Source organism: Shewanella goraebulensis, from assembly GCF_030252245.1.
In the GTDB taxonomy this organism is placed as follows: Bacteria; Pseudomonadota; Gammaproteobacteria; order Enterobacterales; family Shewanellaceae; genus Shewanella; species Shewanella goraebulensis.
In genome coordinates, this window is sequence record NZ_CP126972.1 from 4,172,426 (window position 1) to 4,196,326 (window position 23,901).

Annotated in this window: 20 protein-coding genes and 1 riboswitch; of the genes, 9 read left to right on the forward strand and 11 right to left on the reverse strand. The window is 41.3% G+C overall.

Annotated features, from left to right (window positions below; all coding sequences use genetic code 11):
• Positions 1–55 precede the first annotated feature (55 nt).
• The 5 genes from hcp to QPX86_RS17645 all read right to left on the reverse strand — a co-directional run bounded on the left by hcp (position 56) and on the right by QPX86_RS17645 (position 6,708).
• Entirely contained in the window at positions 56–1,714 is a 1,659-nt protein-coding gene (gene hcp, locus QPX86_RS17625) for a hydroxylamine reductase (RefSeq protein ID WP_285163372.1), read from the reverse strand.
• Positions 1,715–2,000: 286 nt separating this feature from the next.
• Positions 2,001–3,629 (reverse strand): FG-GAP repeat domain-containing protein, encoded by a 1,629-nt coding sequence (locus QPX86_RS17630; RefSeq protein ID WP_285163373.1) that lies wholly within the window; start codon positions 3,627–3,629, stop codon positions 2,001–2,003.
• A gap of 189 nt (positions 3,630–3,818) precedes the next feature.
• The gene (locus tag QPX86_RS17635; RefSeq protein WP_285163374.1) at positions 3,819–4,610 is read right to left on the reverse strand and encodes an EcsC family protein; all 792 of its coding nucleotides are present in this window, start codon (positions 4,608–4,610) and stop codon (positions 3,819–3,821) included.
• 150 nt (positions 4,611–4,760) lie between these two features.
• Positions 4,761–5,255 (reverse strand): peptidylprolyl isomerase, encoded by a 495-nt coding sequence (locus tag QPX86_RS17640; protein WP_192022020.1) that lies wholly within the window; start codon positions 5,253–5,255, stop codon positions 4,761–4,763.
• 103 nt (positions 5,256–5,358) lie between these two features.
• The gene (locus QPX86_RS17645; protein WP_285163375.1) at positions 5,359–6,708 is read right to left on the reverse strand and encodes a M20 metallopeptidase family protein; all 1,350 of its coding nucleotides are present in this window, start codon (positions 6,706–6,708) and stop codon (positions 5,359–5,361) included.
• A gap of 142 nt (positions 6,709–6,850) precedes the next feature.
• Between QPX86_RS17645 and QPX86_RS17650 the strand changes: the two genes are divergently transcribed.
• Both QPX86_RS17650 and QPX86_RS17655 read left to right on the forward strand, forming a co-directional pair.
• Positions 6,851–7,462, forward strand: coding sequence for a cold shock domain-containing protein (locus tag QPX86_RS17650; RefSeq protein ID WP_285165193.1), 612 nt, complete (start codon positions 6,851–6,853; stop codon positions 7,460–7,462).
• Positions 7,463–7,491: 29 nt separating this feature from the next.
• Positions 7,492–8,022, forward strand: a complete 531-nt coding sequence (locus QPX86_RS17655; RefSeq protein WP_065109719.1) for a GNAT family N-acetyltransferase — start codon at positions 7,492–7,494, stop codon at positions 8,020–8,022.
• Between the two features lie 81 nt (positions 8,023–8,103).
• Here QPX86_RS17655 and QPX86_RS17660 read toward each other — a convergent pair whose 3' ends face one another.
• From QPX86_RS17660 to QPX86_RS17670, 3 genes are all read right to left on the reverse strand, one after another.
• On the reverse strand, positions 8,104–8,904 hold the full coding sequence (locus QPX86_RS17660) for a hypothetical protein (protein ID WP_285163376.1): 801 nt from the start codon (positions 8,902–8,904) through the stop codon (positions 8,104–8,106).
• 70 nt (positions 8,905–8,974) lie between these two features.
• On the reverse strand, positions 8,975–10,507 hold the full coding sequence (locus QPX86_RS17665; protein ID WP_285163377.1) for an arylsulfatase: 1,533 nt from the start codon (positions 10,505–10,507) through the stop codon (positions 8,975–8,977).
• A gap of 87 nt (positions 10,508–10,594) precedes the next feature.
• Positions 10,595–10,984 carry a DUF4345 domain-containing protein gene (locus tag QPX86_RS17670; protein ID WP_119967745.1) on the reverse strand — a complete coding sequence of 130 codons (390 nt, stop codon included), beginning with the start codon at positions 10,982–10,984 and terminating at the stop codon, positions 10,595–10,597.
• A 404-nt stretch (positions 10,985–11,388) separates the two neighbouring features.
• Here QPX86_RS17670 and QPX86_RS17675 point away from each other — a divergent pair, with 404 nt between their 5' ends.
• The gene (locus tag QPX86_RS17675; protein WP_285163378.1) at positions 11,389–13,221 is read left to right on the forward strand and encodes a mechanosensitive ion channel family protein; all 1,833 of its coding nucleotides are present in this window, start codon (positions 11,389–11,391) and stop codon (positions 13,219–13,221) included.
• Between the two features lie 89 nt (positions 13,222–13,310).
• Here the strand turns inward: QPX86_RS17675 and QPX86_RS17680 are convergent, their stop codons facing one another.
• Positions 13,311–13,571 (reverse strand): DUF5062 family protein, encoded by a 261-nt coding sequence (locus QPX86_RS17680; RefSeq protein ID WP_248985199.1) that lies wholly within the window; start codon positions 13,569–13,571, stop codon positions 13,311–13,313.
• A 172-nt stretch (positions 13,572–13,743) separates the two neighbouring features.
• On the opposite strand from QPX86_RS17680, the gene QPX86_RS17685 reads away from it, so the two are divergent.
• Positions 13,744–14,877 (forward strand): phosphotransferase, encoded by a 1,134-nt coding sequence (locus QPX86_RS17685; RefSeq protein WP_285163379.1) that lies wholly within the window; start codon positions 13,744–13,746, stop codon positions 14,875–14,877.
• Between the two features lie 34 nt (positions 14,878–14,911).
• Here QPX86_RS17685 and QPX86_RS17690 read toward each other — a convergent pair whose 3' ends face one another.
• Positions 14,912–15,214 (reverse strand): hypothetical protein, encoded by a 303-nt coding sequence (locus tag QPX86_RS17690; RefSeq protein WP_285163380.1) that lies wholly within the window; start codon positions 15,212–15,214, stop codon positions 14,912–14,914.
• A 385-nt stretch (positions 15,215–15,599) separates the two neighbouring features.
• Between QPX86_RS17690 and QPX86_RS17695 the strand changes: the two genes are divergently transcribed.
• From QPX86_RS17695 to QPX86_RS17705, 3 genes are all read left to right on the forward strand, one after another.
• Entirely contained in the window at positions 15,600–18,857 is a 3,258-nt protein-coding gene (locus QPX86_RS17695; protein WP_285163381.1) for an nSTAND1 domain-containing NTPase, read from the forward strand.
• 15 nt (positions 18,858–18,872) lie between these two features.
• Positions 18,873–19,250, forward strand: coding sequence for a DP-EP family protein (locus QPX86_RS17700; protein WP_285163382.1), 378 nt, complete (start codon positions 18,873–18,875; stop codon positions 19,248–19,250).
• A 462-nt stretch (positions 19,251–19,712) separates the two neighbouring features.
• Positions 19,713–20,786, forward strand: a complete 1,074-nt coding sequence (locus QPX86_RS17705) for a sensor domain-containing diguanylate cyclase (protein WP_285163383.1) — start codon at positions 19,713–19,715, stop codon at positions 20,784–20,786.
• A gap of 94 nt (positions 20,787–20,880) precedes the next feature.
• Here QPX86_RS17705 and QPX86_RS17710 read toward each other — a convergent pair whose 3' ends face one another.
• Entirely contained in the window at positions 20,881–21,150 is a 270-nt protein-coding gene (locus tag QPX86_RS17710) for a DUF6482 family protein (protein WP_285163384.1), read from the reverse strand.
• A gap of 208 nt (positions 21,151–21,358) precedes the next feature.
• Here QPX86_RS17710 and QPX86_RS17715 point away from each other — a divergent pair, with 208 nt between their 5' ends.
• Together QPX86_RS17715 and QPX86_RS17720 are read left to right on the forward strand one after the other, a co-directional pair.
• The gene (locus QPX86_RS17715; protein ID WP_285163385.1) at positions 21,359–21,736 is read left to right on the forward strand and encodes a DUF805 domain-containing protein; all 378 of its coding nucleotides are present in this window, start codon (positions 21,359–21,361) and stop codon (positions 21,734–21,736) included.
• Positions 21,737–22,119: 383 nt separating this feature from the next.
• A riboswitch (glycine riboswitch) is annotated at positions 22,120–22,247 on the forward strand.
• Positions 22,248–22,414: 167 nt separating this feature from the next.
• The gene (locus QPX86_RS17720; RefSeq protein WP_285163386.1) at positions 22,415–23,794 is read left to right on the forward strand and encodes an alanine/glycine:cation symporter family protein; all 1,380 of its coding nucleotides are present in this window, start codon (positions 22,415–22,417) and stop codon (positions 23,792–23,794) included.
• Positions 23,795–23,901: the final 107 nt, after the last annotated feature.

Here is a 23,901-nt window from a genome sequence, read left to right on the forward strand (position 1 = left end):
ACTGAGGAATAATCGGTGATACAAGCTGATAGCCTATATCACCGTATACAGCTGATTAAGCGGCCTTAATCATTGCTTGAAGATCTGATGCAACATCAGTGGTATTACGTAAACCGAATTGATCTTCTAACACTTTTGCCAAGTTTTCAGTTAAGAAAGCAGGCGGTGTAGGACCGGTGCGGATGTTTTTAACACCAAGTGATAGTAACGTCAGTAATACCACAATCGCTTTTTGCTCAAACCAAGATAAAACAAGGCTTAATGGTAGTTCATTGATGTCACATTCAAAGATATCTTTCAGTGCTAATGCTAACTGAATAGCAGAGTAAGCATCGTTACACTGACCCACATCTAATAAGCGAGGAATCCCATTAATGTCGCCAAACTCAAGTTTGTTGAACTTGTACTTACCACAACCAAGTGTCAGGATAATGGTGTCGTCAGGCACTGATTTAGCAAGGTCAGTAAAGTAACTACGCTCTGATTTGTCACCGTCACAACCACCGATTAAGAAGAAATGCTTAATTGAACCATTTTTCACATTTTCAACCACTGTAGGTGCAGCTTCCATTAAGGCATTACGAGCAAAACCAATAGTGATCTTGTGAGGGATTTCATCATAAGTGAATCCTTCAAGCTCTAATGCTTTATCAATCACTTCGCTGAAGTCTTCACCTTCAACGTGAGTCACCCCAGGCCAACCAACAATGCTACGCGTAAAGATGCGGTCTGAGTATTCGCCAACGTTAGGGTCGATAATACAGTTAGATGTCATCACAACAGCGCCTGGGAAAGTACCGAATTCACGCTGCTGGTTTTGCCATGCGCTGCCGTAGTTGCCTACAAGGTGCGGATACTTTTTAAATTCTGGATAAGCTAAAGCCGGTAGCATTTCGCCGTGAGTAAACACGTTAATGCCCTTACCTTCAGTTTGTTGCAAGATAAGCTCAAGATCTTTCATGTCATGACCAGACACTAAAATCGCTTTACCTTTAACTGACTTAGTATTGACTTCAGTTGGCTCAGGGTGACCAAATGCGCTGGTTTCACCTTCATCAAGCATCGCCATCACGCGGTAGTTTAGTTGGCCAATCTCCATCGCTGTGCCAAATAGTCTATCGCCATCAACTGAATCTTCACCAAGGAAAGACATAATTTGATGGAACTCGCCAGCAACGTCAGCATCTGTTTGTTCTAATACGCGCGCATGTTCCATATAAGCTGCTGCGCCTTTAAGGCCGTATAAACATAATAAACGAAGACCAAGGATATCTTCATGCACATCACCACGGTTAGGCAGTGCTAATGGCGCCTGATCTAACATTTCAGGTTTTGAAGCAGCAAGGTTTAGTGAACCTTGTGCAATAACAGCTTCAGGCTCTACGCCATTGTCGGCACACGCTTGCTCGTAAGCCGCTTTTAATTCGTTACGGTAATCTTGCGCCTGATAGGCGTAATCCATTAAACGTTCATCATCGAAGTTCACGTTAGTTAACGTGGCAAAGAATGCTTTAGGCACAAAGGTATCAATTTCAGCATTGATAATATTAAATTCACGCGCTTTTACAGCATATGCAGATACGCCTTGTAGCATATAGATAAGAAGATCTTGAAGGTCCGACGTTGATGCTAACTTACCGCACATACCTTGTGAATAACTACAACCATTGCCTGCTGGGGTTCGAACTGTTTGCTCACATTGAATACAGAACATTGCCTTTCTCCTGATGATGACTTTAATCATGCATTTAATTTACATGTTTAAGATTAGTTTACGCTCATCATCGAAAAGCAAAACCGATTTTTACGATCTTTATCTATTTATTTGAGGTTGATCACTTTCAGTAAAACCTAATATAACGACAGTTTCAGGCAAAAAGTAAGCTTATCATTAGCTTAAACAAGCACCACTAAATCGATAAAGGTTTGAATCACGACCAATAAAATAGCCAGCATTACAGCTGGCTATTTTGTTTAAAAGCTAGAATGAAAAATCGGCATTAATTGGCGATTAACACGCTAAAGCGGCGCTGTAGGTTTTCAGGATCTTGTCTGCCAAATTTAAGCAATAAATCATCTTTACCGTCGGCATTAATATCCACAGCTGATAACATGGCTCCTTCAACAGGGATAGTTACAGACCATTCTTCGGCGCGTTTTTTAAAAGGCTCACTACCTGCTTGACCATAGTAAATATCCAGTTCTTCATTATCGTCTGACAATAATAGCTCTTTAAAACCGTCACCATTAATATCGGCTAAGGCAACCACTGGCTCACCACTTTGGCCAGAGGTTAAACTAAAGCTTAATTCAACTTCCTTACTGACATTGGCTTTGTCTGCAAACAAACTGGCATCATTCATCTTAAAAATATGCACATCTTGATCAATGCTGCCTGAAAGTAATGCACTGACGATTTGTGTCAGCCCAATATCAAAGCCTGCGACAATCACTTCATCAACTTCATCATTATCAAGATCTTCAAAACGTAAGCCTGTTAGTGTGCCATCCGCTTTAATGATGGTATTTGCTTCTCGAGGAAAACTTAACTGGCCGTTATTATTACTGCCTAGGTAAATTTCGTAATCATTAACCCTGTCTAACACACCTGAGCTTTTGGTATAGCGTACAACCAGATCGCTGATGCCATCGCCATTCACATCACCGATGCGCTCAACCTTACGGTAGAGCAAATCACTTTGATCTAAATTCTCGCCATAGGCATCACGTTTATTCCACCAATCAACACCACTGATCGGCTGGCTGACTGAGATAAACTCTGCGATTTCAGAAAACTGCCCATCTTCTTGTTGGTAATAGACTTCAAGTGAGCCTTCACCAACTTTAATGATGTCATCGCGCTGATCAAAGTTCATATCACTGTGATACAGCTTGGCATGACTATATTCTGCCCCATTATTTTTAAGCTCAACCACAGGAAGGAGAGGTAAAGATTGTTGGATAAATCCACCATTAGCTTGGCCTAATAGCACAGCCGTTTCTCTAAAGTCACTGATAAGAATATCGGCAATATCATCATTGTTAATATCAATCACGAAATTACCGCGAGAAATATAATCGGCTTGCGTCGTCACTGAAATAGACTGAATATCTGCCACTTTTTTAAGCGAACCTTGGTTGGGCATGACATCAACGGAGTCTAATTCCTCATCAGGTTCAGTCGTTGATACTAAGAGCTTTTTTTGCGCTGGTGAATATTGCAGTAAGGCATTATCGGTAACGAAAAAGAGTTGTTGAGTAAGTACTTCAGCTTGATTAAAACCTGAGACTTTAGCTGGTTCTAGCTCATTAATATCAAAGCTATATATATCTTTTGAGAGCATTAATTTATCAAGCTGCACTAATGCCTCATTCTCAAAACCATAAATAGCTAACCAGCGTTCGTGATTATCATCAACACCTACAGCAATTAATTCATTGCCTTGATGCTCAAGAATGTTGGCACTCACTATGCCTTGAGTTAGCTCAAAATCAGCATCAATATGATGTGCGGTAAATTGAGGAGTAAACGAGGTTTCAGCAGCGATAGATTGACAGTGAGCAGCTAACAATAGACCTGTGCAACTTACCAGTAGCGTATTCAAACTGGTTCGATTAAATAAGTTCATCCTGAAATCGTATCCTTTGATTTTTTAATAACGTCAACATTAATGATTGCTTATGTTATTAAGATAACGAGTCTTGATGAAAGTTCACACAGTTTAATTGTTACGAGTTAATTATGGAGTTAAGAAAGGAGTGAGTTCCAAGCTGTTGGTCATTACAGAAGTTAATGCTGAAGTGCTTTTTAACGTGTTTTAACCTTCAATCAGTAAATTGTCATAAGCTAATCTCACTTGCTCCTCACCATACGATCGCTCAAGGCGGCGCACAATAAAATGGCCTCTTGCCATGTCTTGGAAATGATCAATAAACAAAGTATTAATGATTGCTCCACCAGCTGCGCCAATTGCAGGTACTGCCTGAGCTGCCATTTTTTGAGTGACTTGTACCCCAAATCGTTCTGCAATCACTGCCACTAATTTCACCATGGCAGGGCCAGCCTCTTTACTAATTCCTTTTGTGGCAACGTACTCAGCAGCTTCAGCCAGTGAATTTGCAATAACGGTTCGCACCGCAAAGTAGCCTTTTTCAGCTTGATCATCGTCATTAGACTCACCACCCAGTGCAAAAACCTCAAGACAAGCTAATTGAGTTTGCACATCGGTGAGCTGTTCGCCTTCACTGCGAGCAACATCAGCAATGGATCGCAGCATAATAGTCGTTGAAATAGGCAGCTCCAGTGCCAATGCTGATAAGCCAAAAAAGCCGCCAACGCCCCCACTCACTGCCACACCTAATTTGTGCCAGCGATCAGATGATTGCTCGCCCGGTACATCTTTCATAGTAAATAACGCTGCACTTGATGCTTTCATCAACGCCGCTTGTGTCACCTTGCCAATCCCTTCACTCACGGTTTTCGGCAGCATAGCAAAACCTTTCTCGATTGGCGTACCAATAAAGTCGGTCATCTTAGCCGCAAGTCCTGGGTTATCGAGTAACTGTTTTGCTTGAGCAAGCTGCAGCTTATCTTGTGGTGTAAGGCTCAAATGAGCTTCCTTTTATATTTGTTCGTTCGGCGCTAGCACAATGACATTGAAATAAAAAATGATATTGAAATAAAAAATGTATCGAAGGCGTATGCTTTCGATACATGCTTTCAGAAAAGCTAAGGCAATGCTCACTCAGCCAAACAAGCCTTACTCTGCAATCGTGACTTTTTCAATGATAATAGGCGTTTTAGGAACATCATCGTGCCCTGCAATAGTGGCTGTCTTAGCCTTTTCAATTTCTTTTACCACTTCAATACCAGCAATCACTTTACCAAATACCGCATAACCCCAACCATTATTAGTCGTAGCGGTATGATCTAAAAAGGTATTGTCAGCAACATTAATAAAAAACTGCCCAGTAGCTGAATGCGGCGCATCGGTTCTCGCCATTGCAATGGTGCCTAATACATTGCTTAAACCACGGTTAGCTTCGTTTACAATCGGATCGCGAGTTGGTTTTTCTTTCATTTTGGCAGTAAATCCGCCACCTTGGATCATAAAGCCTTTAATCACGCGATGAAAAATCGTGTGCTCATAAAAGCCATCTTTACAATACTGTAAGAAGTTCTTTGAACTGACTGGCGCTTTTTCCATATCAAGCTCAATGCAAATATCACCCAAGTTAGTCGTAAACGTAATCATATTGCTCATACCTAAGTTAAATAAGGGATGTCGTCACCCCTTTGATAACGGCTATTATAGCGTGACATCATCAGCGTGAGTTATCTTCTCGCTGTTTTAAATGCTATTTACCATTGAATAAATCCATTGCGGTGCGGGTCATCGCTCGCACGCCAGTTTTAATCGTAAGTGGATAATCTGGCGCAAATTGGCTCGAATGCAATGAAGGTAATGGCTCACCAGAATCTAGACTCGCCTGATACTTTTGGGGCTCTACACCCCCCAACCAAAATAGGGTAATCGGCACATTTTGCTCAGTGCGGCCGTACAATCCAAAATCTTCGCCAGCCATGACTGGCGGCGCGATAACCACATTGTCTTTACCAATTTCAGTTTCAATACTGGCTTGTACTTTTGCAGCTAATTGCGGCTCATTATAGGTTGATGGAATCGTTTCATCGTCATACACATACACTTCAGGTGCCAGCTCTTCAGGTAAGCCTGCACTTAACGCAATCCCTTTGGTAATGCGTTTAATTGCCGCTATTTGCTGCTCCCTTACTTCAGGATTGTACGAGCGCAGCGTTAACTGCAGTTTGACTTCATTAGAGATAATATTGTGCTTAGAACCACCATGAATTGAGCCAACCGTGACCACATTGGGCTCAAGGGGAGATACTTCACGACTTGGGATGGTTTGCAGTGCTAATACTGTTCTTGCTGCGATTACCACGGGATCGATCGTAAGATGAGGATACGCCCCATGGCCGCCTTTACCTTTAATGGTAATATCCACAGAATCTACATTGGCAAGCGCATAACCGCTTACTACGCCCACTTTGCCTGCGGGAATGCCTGCACTCACATGTAAACCAATCACACTATCTGGAGTGGGAAATTTGCTAAACAGGCCTTGTTTTAGCATGGCTTTTGCTCCACCACCGACTTCTTCTGCGGGCTGAGCTACCATCATTAATGTGCCTTTCCAATCTGATTTATGTTTCATCAGTTGTTCTGCTGCACCAATAAAGCTGGTCATATGGATGTCATGACCGCAACCATGCATGATCCCAACGGTATTATTATGTTCATCAACCGTAGTGACTTTTGAAGCATAAGATTTACCTGTTTGTTCAATAATTGGTAGCCCATCAATATCTGCACGGATCATAACCGTTGGCCCCGAACCATTTTTATAAATGCCTACCACACCGTAGCCACCAAAGTTATCAGTCACGTCAAAACCAAGCTCTGATAGCTCTTTAGCCATTCTGGCGCTGGTGTTTTTTTCTTGATAAGACAACTCTGGAAATTGATGCAAATGAGTATAGAGCGCTTCAAGTTTGGGCATAGACTTCATCACTGAAGCATCAAAGTTTTCTGCATAAAGTGAGGTGCTGCTTAATGCTGTGGCTAAAGCCAGTGTGACTGACAATGATACGGGTATAGCAGCAAAGCGTGCTGGTAATTTCATGTTATCTTCCTTGTGAACAGCTAGATGTCTAAGCCGCAGATAAAAACAATTTATTATGCTCTGTTAATAACCTAGCATAGGCTTAGTGAATTTTATAATGTGTATAAAACAATAAACCTTTCAAAGGGAAATAATACGAGTGATGAAGGAAACAGGTCGATTAGTTCGCTGGAATGGCAGTAAAGGCTTCGGGTTTATCGAGCCTGATAAGGGTGGCAAAGACGTGTTTATTCATATCTCAACCCTTAAACATATGGCTAGAAAGCCCATTGTTGGCGATCAAATTGAATATGTTGTAGAGCAGCAAGCTGACGGAAAAGTTAAAGCAGACAAAGCACTCATCGTAGGTGTGGCTATCAATCCTACTCATAAACCTCGCCATAACTCTGGCAAAAATCATCAAGCGAAGCAGCGTCCACCAATAAAAATGAAAAAAGCCACCACGGCTTCGGGCACAATGAGTCGCATTGTTATTATCTTAATTGTCATCGCCATTGGCAGATTTGCTATTCAAGCCTACTACGATGTAACGAATGCTCCCGGTCAATCGAGTCTAGTTCAGCCTGTCACGATAGATAACAGTCCGACTCAATCGACAAAATCTTCACCGCAGTTTAGCTGCGAGGCGGGTAAAACTCACTGCAGCCACATGCGATCATGTGAAGAAGCGATTTTCTATATTAATCATTGTCCTGATACTCAAATGGATGGTGACTTTGACGGTGTGCCATGTGAACGTCAATTCTGTAATTAAATGGCATAGCAAAATTTATAAGGATCATAATGACAATAATTACTGAAACTGACCGCCTAATCATTCGTGAATTTAATCTTGGCGATGCAAAGGCTGTGCTTGAGTTTAATTCAGAAGAAGTCACCCGCTACACTGGCGATGCAGGCTTATGTAACACGCTAAAAGATGCTGAAAATATTATCCAAGAGATATGGTTAGCGGAATATAAAAAGTTCGGCTTTGCCCGTTGGGCTGTAGTCCATAAAGCCACAAATCAAGTCATTGGTTTTTGTGGTTTTAAAAATGACTCGCGAATAAACGCTATCGATATCGGCTACCGTTTACATCAAGATTTTTGGGGAAAGGGCTATGCCACTGAGGCAAATCAAGCCTGTATTGAGTTTGCAAAACAGCACATGGATTTAGATATCGTCTACGGCGAAGTGGTGGACGTGAATCTTGGGTCAGTTAACATCATTAAAAAGTTAGGCATGACGTTTATTAGACAATATGAAGATGAAGGCTTTACCTTACTGAGATACGCAATCTCGTTAAAAGGTAATCCACTACCAGCAAATTAATGCGATAAAGGCACAAAAAAGGCGCCAACGACTTCTATTAGGGCGCCCTTTATACATTCAACTCTTAATCGTCAGCTAAGGCTAAAAGTAAGCTGCCCAACCGATTAGAAAGCCTTGCGATGCCGTATCATAAGCAAAGTTATCTTCATTATCGTAATCAACCCAAGTGGATTTATAAGCCAAATTCAAATCAGACCATGAGTTAATTTGATACCGTGCGCCAGATTGAATAGCGGTAGTAAAATCAGTATCACTACCCATCCCTGCATCAGCACTAATGTAAAATAACCAATCTTGATTTATCGGTTTTATCCAGCGCACACCAACCACAAAGTCAATCCAATCATCTTCAAAGTTAATGTCACTGAATATGGCATTATTGTCTTTACGATACAGTTGCATATCGATGTCGTTATCCCACCAGCGTAAGCCAACCATATAATCTAACGTGCTATCACCATAGTCATAACGCTTAAATCCTTTGGCCTCTAGTACCCCTTGGCGAATATCAATATCCCCCTTCAATACCAAGTTATTAGTATTATCCAAGACGTTATTCGTTTCGCCATTGAGCTTCATGAAACTATAATCAATGTAATATCCCCATTGATTATCATAGATACTCTCAAAGCGAACCATGGCGGTCATTTCCAAGGTATCCAATATGAACTTAGGGTCGACATTTACCTCTAGGTTTTGATCAAGAAGAGTCGTATCGCCGCGGATATTCAACGCCATTCCATAGATTTCAACACTATTTTGCCATGCGGGAGCATTAATGGAATTCCCTTGCCCCTCTGCTAACGCTGTATGGCTTGTAACACCGACAATAGTGAACAAAAACGCGTTAAAAACTACTAACAATGCTGGACTTAGTTTCATAAAACCTTCCTTGTTGAATTCCATAGTAAGCCTTGGGCAAAGGCTCGAAGCGACGCGTTAAAGCAAAAAATCAGTTACCGACACCACCATTATTTACAGCACCTGTATCTGCAGTCATTGGAGGCCACTTTTTAAAGGTTTCAAGATGCTGCTGCACGGCAGCTTGGGCAGGGCCAAATGCCCACATTTTCTGTCCCATCCATTTTAAATACATGCCAGACTCTTCTGCGGCACGTTCGTAAGGGTCACGACGTAAATTGAATAATAATGGCGCATTTAATTCTTCTTTAGCACCAGCCCAACCATTATTCTGTACCACAAAGTGAGCTTTCCAATCCCCGACTCGCACTGCTTGTAGCTTATCTCGCTCATAGTAGAAAATTTCATTTCGCTGTGAAGCCGCACCTTTGGTCAACATATCTAATTGGTTATAACCATCTAAGTGCGCTTTAAATCCTTTGTGTCCTTTAAGCATTTTGCTTTTAAGGTCACTAGGGCCGCCCGCTGCAGCCACTAAGGTTGGTAAAAAGTCCATACCATCAAACATGCCATTTAACACTTGTCCTGCTTTGATTTTTTCAGGCCAGCTAATTAGCATCGGGGCTCGTACACCACCTTCCCAAGTTGTGCCTTTTTCACCATGAAACGGCGTCATTCCGCCATCAGGCCAAGTCATGATCTCAGGGCCATTATCGGCAGTGAAAACGATGATGGTGTTATCAGCAATACCTAACTCTTCCATTTTGGCCAACATTTCACCCACATGATCATCTAAATCTTTCATCACGACTTCTTGTAAGCCCCAACCATTTTTACCGAGCATTTCTTCATACTTTGGTGATAAATGAGTCCAAACATGTCCTCGAGATGGGCAATACCAAGTAAAAAAGGGCTTATCTGCTTTAACGGCTCGCTCAATGAAATTTATCGTATGTTTATTTACTTCATCATCTAAGGTGCGCATACGCTCGATAGATAATGGGCCATCATCTTTAATAGACTGTTTACCTTTGCCCGTTGACTTAGCATGGATCACATTGCGTGGCGCAAAAGATTGAAAATCTGCATCTTTAGGCCAATCAGGGTCTTCGGTATATTCCATAGCATTTAAGTGATACAACCAGCCCCAATATTCATCGAATCCATGCATTGTGGGTAAAAACTCATCTCTGTCACCTAAATGATTCTTACCAAATTGGCCTGTCATGTAGCCCATGGATTTGAGGATCTCAGGAAGGGTTGGCGTGTTGGCATTAAGCCCGACTGGACCGCCAGGTAAACCGACGGTATGCATTCCGGTTCTAACTGGTAGCTGCCCTGTAATAAACGCGGAGCGTCCCGCTGTACATGACGGTTGAGCATAATAATCCGTCATTAGAATCCCTTTTTCGGCGATACTATCAATGTTGGGGGTATCACTACTCATCACACCATTGTGATAAGCGCTTAAATTTGAAATACCAATATCATCAGTAAAAATAACGAATATATTAGGTTTATCAGTGGCTGCGTTGACACTGAAATTCATGCTCACCAAAGTAAACAACGTTATCACTGGGATACGGCAAATAGACCATACGCTCATTGCACCTTTTTGTTTCATAGTGAATTCCTTTTTCAAACACGTTAATCCGAATTAATAAGCTATTGGAGCAGCTTAGAAGTAAATTTTAATAAACGAGATCAATCCTTAAACTGCCTCTTTTTGGCATTTATTAATCATGAGTATTCCCACGACAGCAAAGCCTGCTTCAAGCAACATATAAACCACTAGTAACCAATGCGGCATTCCATCTAAAACTAAACTCAATAAACGACCCAGCCCTAAACCCACCATAAACACAACGAGACTATATAAAGCTGGCAGCCTGATTTTTTGTACAAAAGCGCCTACGACCCAAAAAGTGGCTAAGGCAAAGTAAAGTCCCATAACAGCTCGAAAAATATGAGTGACATTGACAGGTGTGGCGTCAATATTAAAAAGGAAAGACAACGAGGTAGACGGTGAGAAACCATAAGATAATGCGATAGGAGTTAAACCAACAGCGGTGACGAGTAAAAAAATTTGTGGGGATGTCATCGTTACACTTCCTTGTCATTTTAGTATTAACAGTTGGCATCAATCCATGCTCCAACCCTTGATGAGATAGGTTTTCCAATCGATTTAAACCTATGCTTTGTTTACTATTTTAACTAGCTAATATTGAGTGTAGGCAACATTAATCAATTTTCAAATTCAGCTAAAAATTATTCCGAAAATTAAATACGCAACAATCGAAAGCCCTTAGCATGACAGTAATGGAAACGGCACCTTATAACGCTGTCATTATCTTCAACAGCTAATCAATTCTCAGTCTTTTTAGTCATAAACACTTAAGTTAAACAGGTTGAGTAACTTTGTGAAAAATATGATAAATCGTTCTGGCAGTCTGCCGCTAAAACGCATATATTTGATACAGTAACTGGGCTTTTAGGGACATATTCATGGGACGACACCATTGGCGTAAAATTTTCTCAATCTTATTTGTGCTCAGTATTCAATGTAGTGTCCTTTCTGTTACTGCTGCAGATGATATCAACCTAAAAAAAGTCGCTGAAGCTGAAAAGCGCAGCGAAGCCATCACCGAAGCCCAAGGTGGCTTGATCATGGCTCGAGATGGCGAAACACCATTGACCGCCTTAATCGCCATAGGTAAAGCCATAGAAGAAAATGACTGGCAAGCCGCTGCCGAGTTTGTTGATTTACGATACTTGCCAAAAGGTATTAACCCAGAAGATGGCCCCGAATTACTCCGTAAACTGGTCATTTTATGGAACAAACAAAACATCATCGACTTGTCACAAATTAGCGACCAACCAACTGGCCACTTAAATGACAAACTCCCAAGTTACCGAGATTTGCTTGGCGTATTAGAAACGAATACCGGCCCCGTTCCCGTTTATATGCAGCATGTGCCAGATGGTAAAGGCGGTAAGATTTGGAAAATATCTAATGCTACCGTCGCCAAAATACCTGAACTATGGGATGAATACGGATATAGCCCCCAAATAGAAGCACTTGCTAACTTCCTACCTGAGTTCTCTGCTTTTCATATGGAAAACTGGCAATTACTTATTCTCAGTTTAAGCATTCTGTTTGGTTGGATTGGTACGGGGTTAATCAGTCTTGCGGCTATCAGTATCGCAAAGCACTTTGAACCTAAAATCGCAGGATTAAGCCGCTTTTGTGGTCGAAGTTTACGTTGGTTTTTATACTTCTCGATGCTGCAATATGTGGCGCTTGCCCTTGGTTTATCGGTTCGTGCGCGCGTATGGTTTGATAACAGCACCCTACTTTATCTCGCCAACACCATTTTAATAATCGGTTTGGTTGAGCTTTATTCTGCTTATAAATCAAAGCAACTTCATGACCAAGATAAAAGCTATAGCGTCGCCTTGCTCCGCCCTATGGTCGCGATATTAAAAATGGTCATCGTTGTCGTTATCGCATTGATGTGGTTTGAAAGCTCGGGCTACAACATGGCAACCATTTTGACAGGTCTGGGTGTTGGCAGTTTAGCCATTGCACTAGCAGCCCAAAAACCACTAGAAAACGTATTTGGCGCTTTAACCTTATATGCTGCCCGCCCGATTAAACCTGGCGACTTCTGTCGCTTTGGCGCCACATTAGGTGTAGTCGAAGAAATCGGCTTACGCTCAACCCGCATTCGTAAACTCGATCGCACCGTGGTGCATATTCCCAACTCGGTATTTTCATCGCAAGAATTAGAAAACTTCTCAGTGATTGATCGCCGCCGTTATAAACACGATTTACGCATCAGCCTCGACACCACCAAAGAGCAATTACAAATGCTATTGATGGAATTGCGTAAACTATTGCTGTCGCACCCAAGAGTGTTAGAGATTGCCCAGCGAGCACGTTTTCTTGCTATCGAACGTGATGCTTTTGTCGTGAATGTAAATGCCTACATTGATACAGGAGATATCAATGAGTATTTTGGTATTGCTGAAGATCTCAACTTTCATCTATTAAATATTATGAAAGAGCTCGATATTCATATTGCGCCAATAGGTCAAAACGTGGTGTTAAATAATGCCGTACCTGCTGATTTAGAAGTGCAGCAACGGGCAGAACAAACGATTCGCCAACTTATTGATGAAGAAGCACTACCATTCCCTAATTACAGCGAAGACACCCGTGATAAATTTAAAGACAGTGTGGCATATCCCCCTATTGGCAGTGTGACAAAACCCAAAGATGTACTCAAATCTCCAGAAGAATTAGAAGTAGAAAACGAAATCGAAGCAAAATCTTAATGCTACGGCCTTGCTAAACCACAAAAGCCAAGCAGTCGCTTGGCTTTTGATTTTTTCGAATATTGATGCAATGCAGTATCACCTCAATATTAATTCAGTAACGGGTGCTCTGGCGGTAGTTGCTTACTTATCCATAACACCAGTTTGTGTTTTCTGTTTGGACCATCATCTTTATCTTCCGCTAACCCTTGGATCAGGCCGTCTTGTACCAGTAAACGATAAATACATTCCACTTTATCCTTTGGAGAAATACCTTCGCCAAAATTCTTAAAACCTCTTTTTCTTGCGTACGCTTCGCCAATTTCCATGGCCAGTTTTAGCAACTTTGTATCATTTTTTCCTGGTTTCATTCTGAGCTCCAACAGGGTTCAATGTTTTCAAATTACGCTAATTGATTTAAAACTCAATGGCTTTTCCATCAGACTTGAGAACTATTTCACTTATTAGTGAGTTAGCCATACAATTTACCCAGTGCTGCACCTTATCGGCATGTTAAAAATGAAATTGAGATAACTAATACCAATGAATACTGATGCCTTTGAAGTTAACCTACAACTGCTTGAGCAAATTAAACGGCAAACTCGTGCCACTGACATTACTCACGTTGAACTAATCCAATCACTTTGGAGTGGTTACGGAGAATTATTTAGAGCGCACTTGTCAGGTTCAACCTATGACAGCGTCATTGTTAAACATATCAAGCTACCTGTGATGGATTCAAACGATAACACTGCTGCTCAGTCTCACCCTAAAGGCTGGAATACTGCTCTTTCTCATCAGCGCAAAATAACCTCGTATCAAGTAGAGTTTAATTGGTATCAAGAATACGCTAACCAATGCAGTCATGATAATCGGGTGCCAGAGTGTTTATATCTAAAGCAAAACGGTGATGACTGCTTATTGATACTTGAGGACTTAGCCACTGTTGGTTTTAGCAAAGTGCTTTCTTGTGCTGATGATGTCGCTATTAAAGCCTGCCTTAAATGGCTAGGACAGTTTCATGGGCAATTCTTATTCCAAAATCCGGCTACAAAACCTCTACAGCAGCATACTGACACCATAAACCAGAACAGTAATCATTGCAGTAAAGATAGCAGAAAAGTAAGTAACCACTTACATACTAAACTCTGGCAACAAGGCACTTATTGGCATCTTAATACCCGTCCTGACGAATTAGCGGTCTTAACCGATTTACGCTTAAAAGCCGCTGCCCAGCAAATTGATACCGCGCTCAGTAACAGTCCATTTCAAACCTTAGTCCATGGAGATGCCAAGCTCGCTAACTTCTGTTTTACCGAAAATCACCAACAAGCTGCAGCGGTAGATTTTCAATATGTAGGCCAAGGCTGCGGTATGAAAGATGTGGCGTTACTGCTAAGCAGCGTGATGACTTTTTCAGAAGATGAAGCGCAAATTACACAATGGCTTAATTATTACTTTAGCGAGTTAGTCATTAGCACCAAGCATCACCAACCCCACATTTGTACAGATAAATTAGTGCAAACATGGCGGCCATTATATTCAATCGCTTGGGCCGACTTTCAGCGGTTTGTAAAAGGCTGGAGCCCCAACCATTTTAAAATTAACCCTTACACTGAAGCGTTAACCGCTAAGGCACTGGAACAGCTTAAGGAGTTAGGAGTGTCTAGAAGATAAATACCTAAGGGTTAATTTCAACTTAACGTTTAAATCACAATAGGAATGACAAACCCACGAGTAGATAAGCAATTGCACAAATTGAATTGAGAGCAAATAAACTACTCCAAAACCAGCCAGTAAACTGTTTTTCTGTTCGTGCTTTTTTACTTCTCAGCAATACACAAGTCGGAATAGTCAAAACAACTGAAATAGTACACAAAGCAAAAACAACGGCGACTCCAATACCTAAACTTGGCGAACTTGAGCTTTTCATCAATAACGAGTCATAGAACAATGATAAATACCACGCACTAAAAATACTGAGTATAAATCCTATAATCTGTGCAGATTTCATAAGCCTCCATGGCAATAAGGTTCTAGTAATGTCCAGTTTATTGAAAAACATAATAACAAATAGGTTTATTAACGTAATAAAATTATAGACTTGGTTAAGTCTTTTACTCAGATAATCTTAGATTATATAAATGAAAACTCTTAGCCCTACAGCAAGGTCTCAATTAAAAGCAACATCACAACTTGTGCATATTTTAAACTCCTCTATAGAATCATTCGAACCATTTTACCTATCCCCAATTAGTCTGTTTTTTACTCCCTCTTATACTTTAAGTGGTTACAATCTAACCATAAGTTGGTATAAGTAAATACTAATGAAACGCAATCGCGATTAGCTGTTACCGAATGCATGAAGCATAACACTGGGTTTTCAACGGAATGTGATAATGAAAAACGAGATTTTTTTCTTTGGTGAGTGGCAGGTTGACCCCAACAGTAATAGCCTAAAATTCGGTAAAAAAACCAAACAGCTTGAACCCAAAGCAATGGACGTGCTGATCTTGTTATGCGAGCGCAATGGCGAAGTACTCAGTAGCGATGATATCGTCAACGATTGCTGGCCCGACTCCGACATTGGCGACAATCCACTTCATAAAATTATTAACCAATTACGCCGCGCTTTCGATGACAAGGCCACCTCGCCTCGTTATATCGAAACCATACGTAAACGTGGCTATCGCACCATTGCAGACGTCAATTTTCCTATTGGTCATGAAACCGTAGCCGAGCAACAACAATGGCAATCAGGTTCTCCATTTCCTGGGCTTCAAGCCTACTCAGAACAATATTCACAAGTCTTCTTTGGCCGCAGTAAACAAATCAGTGTGTTACTAGAGCGGATAAGCCAGCAAGTAAAATTTGGTCGCGGCTTTTGTTTATTACTGGGCCCTAGCGGCAGTGGCAAGTCATCGTTAATTAATGCAGGGATCATTCCCAACTTAATGGTCGGTTCTGGTTACAACGGTGTTCATGTGGCGACTTACGGTAGCCTCGATTTTGCTGATGTGGCTAAATCGAAATTATTCATCGAACTCGCAGGCATAATGCTCGACTGGGAAATCAATGATATCCCTGTATTTGATGGTGACAGCGCCGACTCTTTATCCCACAGGCTCATTACTGAGCCACAAGCCATCGTTCAGCAATGCAAGCAAGTCATTAAATCGAACCAACAATTGCACACCCACTTTGCGCTATTTATCGATAGACTCGAAGTCTTATTGTCATCACCTTTGTTCAGCCAAGAGCAGCGCAATGCATTTGTAAATATATTGGAGCAGCTTGCTAATTCAGGCTGTGTGTTGGTGCTCAGTGCCTGTCGAAATGAGTTTTACCCATTACTCGTGGCATATCCCAGCTTAATGACAGGCAAAGGCCGTGGAGCGCATTTTGACTTATCACCGCCTACCCGTAGCGAATTACTGCAAATGATCCGCTTACCTGCCGTAGCAGCCAACTTAACGTGGAGCAGCGACCCTGACACTGCCACCCCATTAGATGAAATTTTATGTGCCGAAGCTGCCAGTAACCCAGATGCGCTGCCCATGTTGCAATACATGTTGCAAGCACTGTACTTGCAACGTAGCCAAGACAATCAGCTATTGTTCAGCGTTTACCAAAAACTAGGGGGTATTGAGGGGGCAATCGGTAAAAATGCCGAAGATGCCATCGCAGAACTTACCCCACAACAAAAAGCCAGTTTACCCCATGTGTTTTCGCTACTTGTCACCTTACGGGAAGACGAAACTTCGATCACCAGCCGAACTGCCCGCTGGGCGCAGCTGCATACTAAAGAGGAACGAACCCTTACCCAAGCCATGATCAACAGCCGTTTATTCGTATCCAATTTACAAAATGGCGAACCCAGCTTTAGCATTGCCCACGAGGCGCTGCTAAGACGATGGCCTCGCGCCACATCATGGATAGCAGAACATAATCACAGCATTCGTATTAAAAGCCGACTGCACCATTTATCAAGCCGTTGGGTACAAGAAAATAAAAATCAAGCTTACTTACTGGCTGATGGTAAACCGCTGCGTGAAGCGCAATTGCTCAAAGATAATCCACTGTTTGATTTAGAGCCTCAAGAATTAGAGCTCATTAACGCCTCAAGCAAACATGAAAAAGTGAGGCGCTGGCAAAAAACCTTCACCATCTCATTACTATTTTTACTCACTATCACCTCAATATTTGCCAGTGTTCGCAGTTTTGAGGCAGAGCAAATGGCTTTACAAAAACGTCAAGCAGCCGAAAATTTGCTGGGGTTCATGGTCGGTGATTTCGCCGATAAAATGCGCGGTATTGGTAGAATGGACTTACTTGATGGGATCAGTAATAAAGCATTGGAGTATTTCAGTGACGCCTCTAACCCTAACGATACCAGCTTGAGTTTTGAGTCCCGTTTTCAGCACGGTCAAACACTCGAAGCCATGGGTGAAGTAGCCTATTCAAGGGGTAAAAACACCGAAGCCAAAGAAGCGCTATTAGTATCGAGGGAAAATCTCACCGCATTGTTGATTGAACAACCTGAGCATTTCGAGTTACTCAAAACCTTAGGCGCTAATGCGTTTTGGTTAGGACAATTGGAATACGATCAAAGTGATTGGCAAGCAGCTAAAGCGTGGTTTGAACAATACTTAGCTTACAGTCAAACCATGTATGACTTACTTCCAGATGACCAAGAAGCGTTAATGGAATTGTCTTATGCCCATAATTCCTTGGGCTCAATTGCTATTCAACAGCAAAACTTTGCTACTGCTGTGATTAATTTTGAACAATCGCTTACTTTAAAAAAGCTTGCGAATGAAAAGGAGCCTAATAATATGCAACTGATTGCCGATATTGCAGATACCCGCTCGTGGTTGGCAAAGGCTGCATTATCCCAAGGCGATTTAAATACAGCAATTTACTTACATGAGCAGTTGCAACAAGAACTATTAAGTCAAACTGATGAGTTAACTCCATATGCCCTAGACAGGTTATTTTCCAGTTATCAAAATCATTCAGAGCTATTACTATTTCAGAATAAAAAGCAAAAAGGCTTTGAAATCACTCAACTCAGTTTAACTGCCATTAATAAGGCACTCGTTCAAGACCCTAAAAATAAACAATGGCAACTCGATCGTTTCTACTCACTATTCAGATTACTTGAATTAGCAGATAATCAAACTCAGCACAAAATAAAATATAAAGTCGATGAGTTAGAAGAAATGCTGGATACTAATACGCAATTAGAACATTCATCTAAACCTCAGGTTATATGGGCTAATTTTTATCTATCGGCTGCACGGTATTTTTATAATACAGAGCAACTCAAGAAGAGTCATGACTACTCAACAGTGGCAATTAATCTTTTTACAAAAATATCCGATATACATCCTCAAAGAGTAAAATATAAAGCATTGCTCTCATCGAGTGAACTGCTGGCTTACTCAACAGGTAAACAACTCCACCTGTCGCAAACTGATGTTTCGATGTGTAAACGGTCGAAAATAAGACTAAGCCCTTTAATTCAACACAACAAAACCCCCGAACTAACAATACCTTACGCAAAATCATTATTGTGTTTACAGCAGTTACCCTCTAATTCCCCACTGATGAGCATTATTAATCAGGCAGGGATTGATTTACTTACCGTTCAATAAATAAATGGAGTTAACATGTTAAAAGCCACTAAAAGTGCAGCGTCTACACCTGCAACAGTAACCGTTATCGTTACTGTTAACCTTAATGTAAATGGAGCACCAGTTTTTACTTACAGTGACGAAAATATAGTAATAAATGAGGAAACCACTATCACCTACGCATTAACTGACAATACTGGAAAAGGATTAAAATTTAATGGTGTTGCTTTTTGTAACCCTTTTGATGGGATCATTGATAGTGTGAATGTAATTAATAACGGTGACAGCATTGAATTAACAGATACTGATAAGATCGTTGGGACAACAAGTTTCCAGTTCATTTTAACTAACACAGTAAATACACTGTTGTTAGTCAGTGCTGACCCGCAAGTTATAAATAAAAACAAAGATTAAATCGGATTTACTTATCAGTTATTTGATAAAGGGTTACTACCAAAAAAACTCTCTAAAGAATTAACGATAAGACACAGAAGCTACGCAAGTATTACTAGCTGTTCAGGAATCAAACCTACCCACTTTAATCTAAAAAAGGACTCAAATAGAGTCCTTTTTCAATCCCGCTCCCACAATTACACCCTTAATGATAATTGACAGCATAGGTTTCAGCATAGAAAAAGCGAGCTTTACTGACATGCCCTGAGCCTCAAGTCATCAATAAAGATCAAACATAGTCATTTCGTCCTCGTATAAACATCAATCAGCAAACAATATAAACATTCAATTTCAATAGCTTAAATCGGAAGGTTAGCGAAAGGTTATAGCTGAAAGAGTTCGATAAAGTATTAACTAGAAAACACCTGCTATGCCGATAGTACATTTGCTATCGCTATAATAAATCTAGTAAGGATACTTGATATGTTACAACTTGCTGCCAATTCGCTTCCTTCAGACAACGAAGCATCATATTCAACGTCAGCTGAAATTAATACTGACGCTCTCATTAATGGTGACTTTGGTGCAGCAAAACAGCCGCCTTCTTATAATGAGTTAGCCCTTAAACCTGAACAGCATATTGAACAATTAGGTGGCAATGCCCTAAGTTCACTTGCAAATTTGGTCGAGCATATGATGGAGGCTATGTTAGTGGTTGATGAGTCAGGTCAAATCCAGATGGCAAATCGTCATGCGACGACATTATTATTTGGGTCAAATGAGAAAGAGTCAGCAGAGCTAGTGGGTCAACAGTGGCAAACGTTTTTGTGTGAACCACAAAAAACCTTGTACCAAAAAATGATTATTGAATCGAAACTTGAACCAAGACCCCTGAACCATTTACCTAATGAAACCAGATTAACGTTAGATAATGGCGACACTCTCGATGTGGAAATATCAATTAGCTTTTTTCCAATGAAAACGCCGCTTTTTGCAATTATTATTCGCGACCTCAGTAAATTTCGTGCTGAATATCAGCAACTTTATCATTGGGCTTCTACGGACTGCTTAACCAATCTCGCCAACCGACGTGTATTTGATACAAACTTGAAAAAGCATTGGTATAGCAGTTTATCGCAAGGCTCACCAATCAGTGTATTGATAATTGATATTGACCACTTTAAATCATTTAATGATAACTATGGTCATGTTATGGGCGATCGTTGCTTACAAAAGATAGCTGAAGCAATTAAAAGTGCCTTACCTAATGAAGAGTGCACTGCGGCGCGTTATGGCGGTGAGGAATTTGCACTAGTTTTGCCTAATATTACCGCCGAAGAAGTTGAGAAAGCCGCTCAGCTTATTCAAAAAAATATTAATGCCCTTAGCTATGTGGATTTGGGTTTAGATGTATCGGTAACGGTTAGTGTAAGCCAAGGTCACGCTAGTGAAGTTAACGGCCAATTTAGAACGGCAAATGCATTATTGTGCGCTGCTGACACCGCGCTATATCGCGCTAAAGCTGATGGCCGCAATCGCATTAATGCTTGCTGCTAGTTAACTCAATTGATGCGGGCTTAGTACCTTGGCTATATCTATAGCTAGGGGCTTAGCTACGGCTATACCAAAGCTCGCAATCTTGCCTAACTCACTACAGGTTAATCACTTGCTGATATTTGCCTGCATTGTCTAGCCCACACATTTCATCGTAGGCGGTTTGGTATTCAAGGTTGGCAATAGAATAGTCATGGCTTTTAAGCAGCGCTTTCGCTTCTACAATTGAATGCACACATTCGCCAGCACCTTGACCCGATAAGCCAACAAAGTTATTTCCAGCATCTGTCAGCCCCACTAAATAATGAGTCGCATCTGCCACACCAATAATCGTCGCGATATTGCCTGATTGATTAACATTTTCCATGTAGTGCACCCATTAGTTAACTTGCTTCATAAAGTGCATTACGTAAGCCAGCCGTAAACAGTTCAAAAAACAAGCATCAATACGCTATAGCATTGACGTTAATCGTTTTGCATTACTCCCATAGCCAGCTTGTACACATGTGTATTTTCTAAGGTATTACTGATATAACTATATGATTATAAAGTGAGCTAACTAACAAGGAATGATCATGGATTGGTATATTAAAGTACTGAAGAATTACATTAACTTTAAAGACCGAGCACGCAGAAAGGAATATTGGTTCTTTGTATTATTCAATGTTATTGCTGGAATACTTTTAGGTATCATGGATAACATTACAGGCACGCTTAACCAAGAAACGGGTTACGGGTTATTAAGTGGCATTTATTCTCTAGCGGTATTCTTACCAGCCCTTGGGGTATCTGTGCGCCGCCTTCATGACACTGATCGTTCGGGGTGGTGGATCCTCAGTGCGCTTATACCGCTTATCGGCGCATTGATATTATTGTATTTCTTTGTGTCTGACAGCCAAGAGGAAACCAATCGCTTTGGCCCTAATCCTAAAGGTAACGAAGTCGAAATCTAATCTTTGAAATACACAAGTTCAACGCTATGGGCAGTGAGTTAACTTACTGTCCTTTTGTTACTGCCTGTTTATTACAGCCTGTTTGTTACTGCCTATTTATTACCCCCTTTCACTATCCCCTGTGCAAATTAACTGCAGGTAAACACTCTCAATATCAAACTGTGATCCGCATCTCTTGAGCCATTCAGTGATATCCCGCATGCTAAATGCCCTTTTTGAAGAATGACTTGGGTTACTTAACAAGCATATTCAAAAAGATCCGTTCGGATGAAGGTAGCAGGAGAGTGGGGACTAACCCCACACCGACGAGGCAACTTTAGTTAGTGGATTATCCGCTAGTAAAGCACTCTTTCAGGTGCCACATTGTGGTGAGGACTGTTACTGGACGAGCCTCTGGAGAGACTGTAAGCAAACGCTGTTCGTAAGCGATTGTCATTACAGCGCCGAAGGCGAAAGTGCGACTGCCAAGCAGTCACGCGAAACGCTCAGGCAAAAGGACAGAGGAGAGGATGACTGTATTCATTTATGGTCACTGTCGTTTTTGCTGTGCCTGACTTTTGCCTAACTGTACCCACTCAGTAAGCTGAATACTGTGCCCTCTTTTGCCTCAGTACCACTGATCAGCCATATCTTTTCCTCCTCCATATTAATTTTGTTGTTTAATATTCGAGGAACACCATGAATTTTCACGCGCTATTAGCTGATATCAATGCCATTGTTTGGGGCCCTATCACCCTATGTTTACTGGTTGGTACCGGTCTTTATCTCACTATTCGACTTAAACTATTACAAGTATTTCAGCTCCCTTTTGCATTAAGTTTGTTATTCAAACCTGCAACAGGCAAAGGCGACTTATCATCATTTGCAGCCTTGTGTACTGCCCTATCGGCAACCATAGGTACAGGTAATATTGTTGGTGTTGCCACCGCGATAAAAATTGGTGGCCCAGGGGCACTGTTTTGGATGTGGTTAGCCGCATTTTTTGGCATGGCAACCAAATATGCCGAATGTATGTTGGCAGTTAAATATCGCACCACGGATGCCAAAGGCAATATTGCTGGCGGCCCAATGTATTACATTGAGCGAGGACTTGGCCTTAAATGGCTAGCCAAAATCTTTGCAGTATTTGGCGTTGGAGTGGCCTTTTTTGGTATTGGCACTTTTGCGCAAGTTAATGCGATCAGCGATGCCATGACAATTGCGTTTAATGTACCTACATGGGTGACAGCACTTGTACTGACAACAATGGTGGCAGCTGTCACATTGGGCGGCGTCAAACGTATTGCAAATGTCGCTCAAAAGCTGGTGCCTACAATGGCGCTGGGCTATGTCTTAGCGTGTATTTGGATTCTGTTTAGCTTTTCAGAGCAAATTATACCAGCGCTCGAATTAGTGGTTCACTCAGCCTTTACCCCTATTTCAGCTGCAGGTGGATTCTTAGGAGCCACTGTTGCTCAAGCCATTCAAATTGGTATTGCTCGTGGTGTATTTTCAAATGAATCTGGCTTAGGTAGCGCCCCAATTGCAGCTGCTGCAGCCAAAACAAATGAACCTGTTGAGCAAGGCTTAGTGAGCATGACTGGCACCTTTTTCGACACTATTTTAATTTGTACTATGACAGGCTTAGTACTGATAATTACTGGGGTGTGGAATGGTGATACCGCGGGAGCTGCAATGACCAGCGCCGCATTTGCATCTGGTGGCTCGGTGATTATTGGCCAATATATTGTGACAATTGCGTTGGTTTGTTTTGCCTTTACTACTATTTTAGGCTGGCATTATTACGGCGAACGTTGCTGGAACTACCTCACTAGCAAGCGTTTAGGTGACAAAGGGATTAAGGTATATCAACTGACATTTTTAAGCTTAATTGCGGTGGGAGCTTTCATTCAATTAGATTTAATTTGGATGCTGGCGGATACGGTCAATGGCTTAATGGCAATCCCTAACCTAATTGCGCTAATAGGCTTAAGACATGTGATTTTGACTGAAACCAATCATTATTTTGAAAAGAAAAAGCGCCAAATATCTCAACCTGTACCAGCAAAAAGCAACTAGTGTGACTTGCTCAATCACTGAATAGCTAAGCCATTAAATAGATAAGTTATTAAATAGATAAGTTATTAAATAGATAAGTTATTAAATAGATAAGTCATTAAATAGCT

Coding starts and splice junctions, on each gene's coding strand:
- QPX86_RS17710 (WP_285163384.1), bottom strand. CDS start 21,150: ATGGAAAATGTTAATCAATCAGGCAATATCGCGACGATTATTGGTGTG.
- QPX86_RS17650 (WP_285165193.1), top strand. CDS start 6,851: ATGAAGGAAACAGGTCGATTAGTTCGCTGGAATGGCAGTAAAGGCTTC.
- QPX86_RS17695 (WP_285163381.1), top strand. CDS start 15,600: ATGAAAAACGAGATTTTTTTCTTTGGTGAGTGGCAGGTTGACCCCAAC.
- QPX86_RS17720 (WP_285163386.1), top strand. CDS start 22,415: ATGAATTTTCACGCGCTATTAGCTGATATCAATGCCATTGTTTGGGGC.
- QPX86_RS17630 (WP_285163373.1), bottom strand. CDS start 3,629: ATGAACTTATTTAATCGAACCAGTTTGAATACGCTACTGGTAAGTTGC.
- hcp (WP_285163372.1), bottom strand. CDS start 1,714: ATGTTCTGTATTCAATGTGAGCAAACAGTTCGAACCCCAGCAGGCAAT.
- QPX86_RS17660 (WP_285163376.1), bottom strand. CDS start 8,904: ATGAAACTAAGTCCAGCATTGTTAGTAGTTTTTAACGCGTTTTTGTTC.
- QPX86_RS17670 (WP_119967745.1), bottom strand. CDS start 10,984: ATGACATCCCCACAAATTTTTTTACTCGTCACCGCTGTTGGTTTAACT.
- QPX86_RS17700 (WP_285163382.1), top strand. CDS start 18,873: ATGTTAAAAGCCACTAAAAGTGCAGCGTCTACACCTGCAACAGTAACC.
- QPX86_RS17685 (WP_285163379.1), top strand. CDS start 13,744: ATGAATACTGATGCCTTTGAAGTTAACCTACAACTGCTTGAGCAAATT.
- QPX86_RS17680 (WP_248985199.1), bottom strand. CDS start 13,571: ATGAAACCAGGAAAAAATGATACAAAGTTGCTAAAACTGGCCATGGAA.
- QPX86_RS17655 (WP_065109719.1), top strand. CDS start 7,492: ATGACAATAATTACTGAAACTGACCGCCTAATCATTCGTGAATTTAAT.
- QPX86_RS17675 (WP_285163378.1), top strand. CDS start 11,389: ATGGGACGACACCATTGGCGTAAAATTTTCTCAATCTTATTTGTGCTC.
- QPX86_RS17715 (WP_285163385.1), top strand. CDS start 21,359: ATGGATTGGTATATTAAAGTACTGAAGAATTACATTAACTTTAAAGAC.
- QPX86_RS17705 (WP_285163383.1), top strand. CDS start 19,713: ATGTTACAACTTGCTGCCAATTCGCTTCCTTCAGACAACGAAGCATCA.
- QPX86_RS17645 (WP_285163375.1), bottom strand. CDS start 6,708: ATGAAATTACCAGCACGCTTTGCTGCTATACCCGTATCATTGTCAGTC.
- QPX86_RS17690 (WP_285163380.1), bottom strand. CDS start 15,214: ATGAAATCTGCACAGATTATAGGATTTATACTCAGTATTTTTAGTGCG.
- QPX86_RS17665 (WP_285163377.1), bottom strand. CDS start 10,507: ATGAAACAAAAAGGTGCAATGAGCGTATGGTCTATTTGCCGTATCCCA.
- QPX86_RS17640 (WP_192022020.1), bottom strand. CDS start 5,255: ATGATTACGTTTACGACTAACTTGGGTGATATTTGCATTGAGCTTGAT.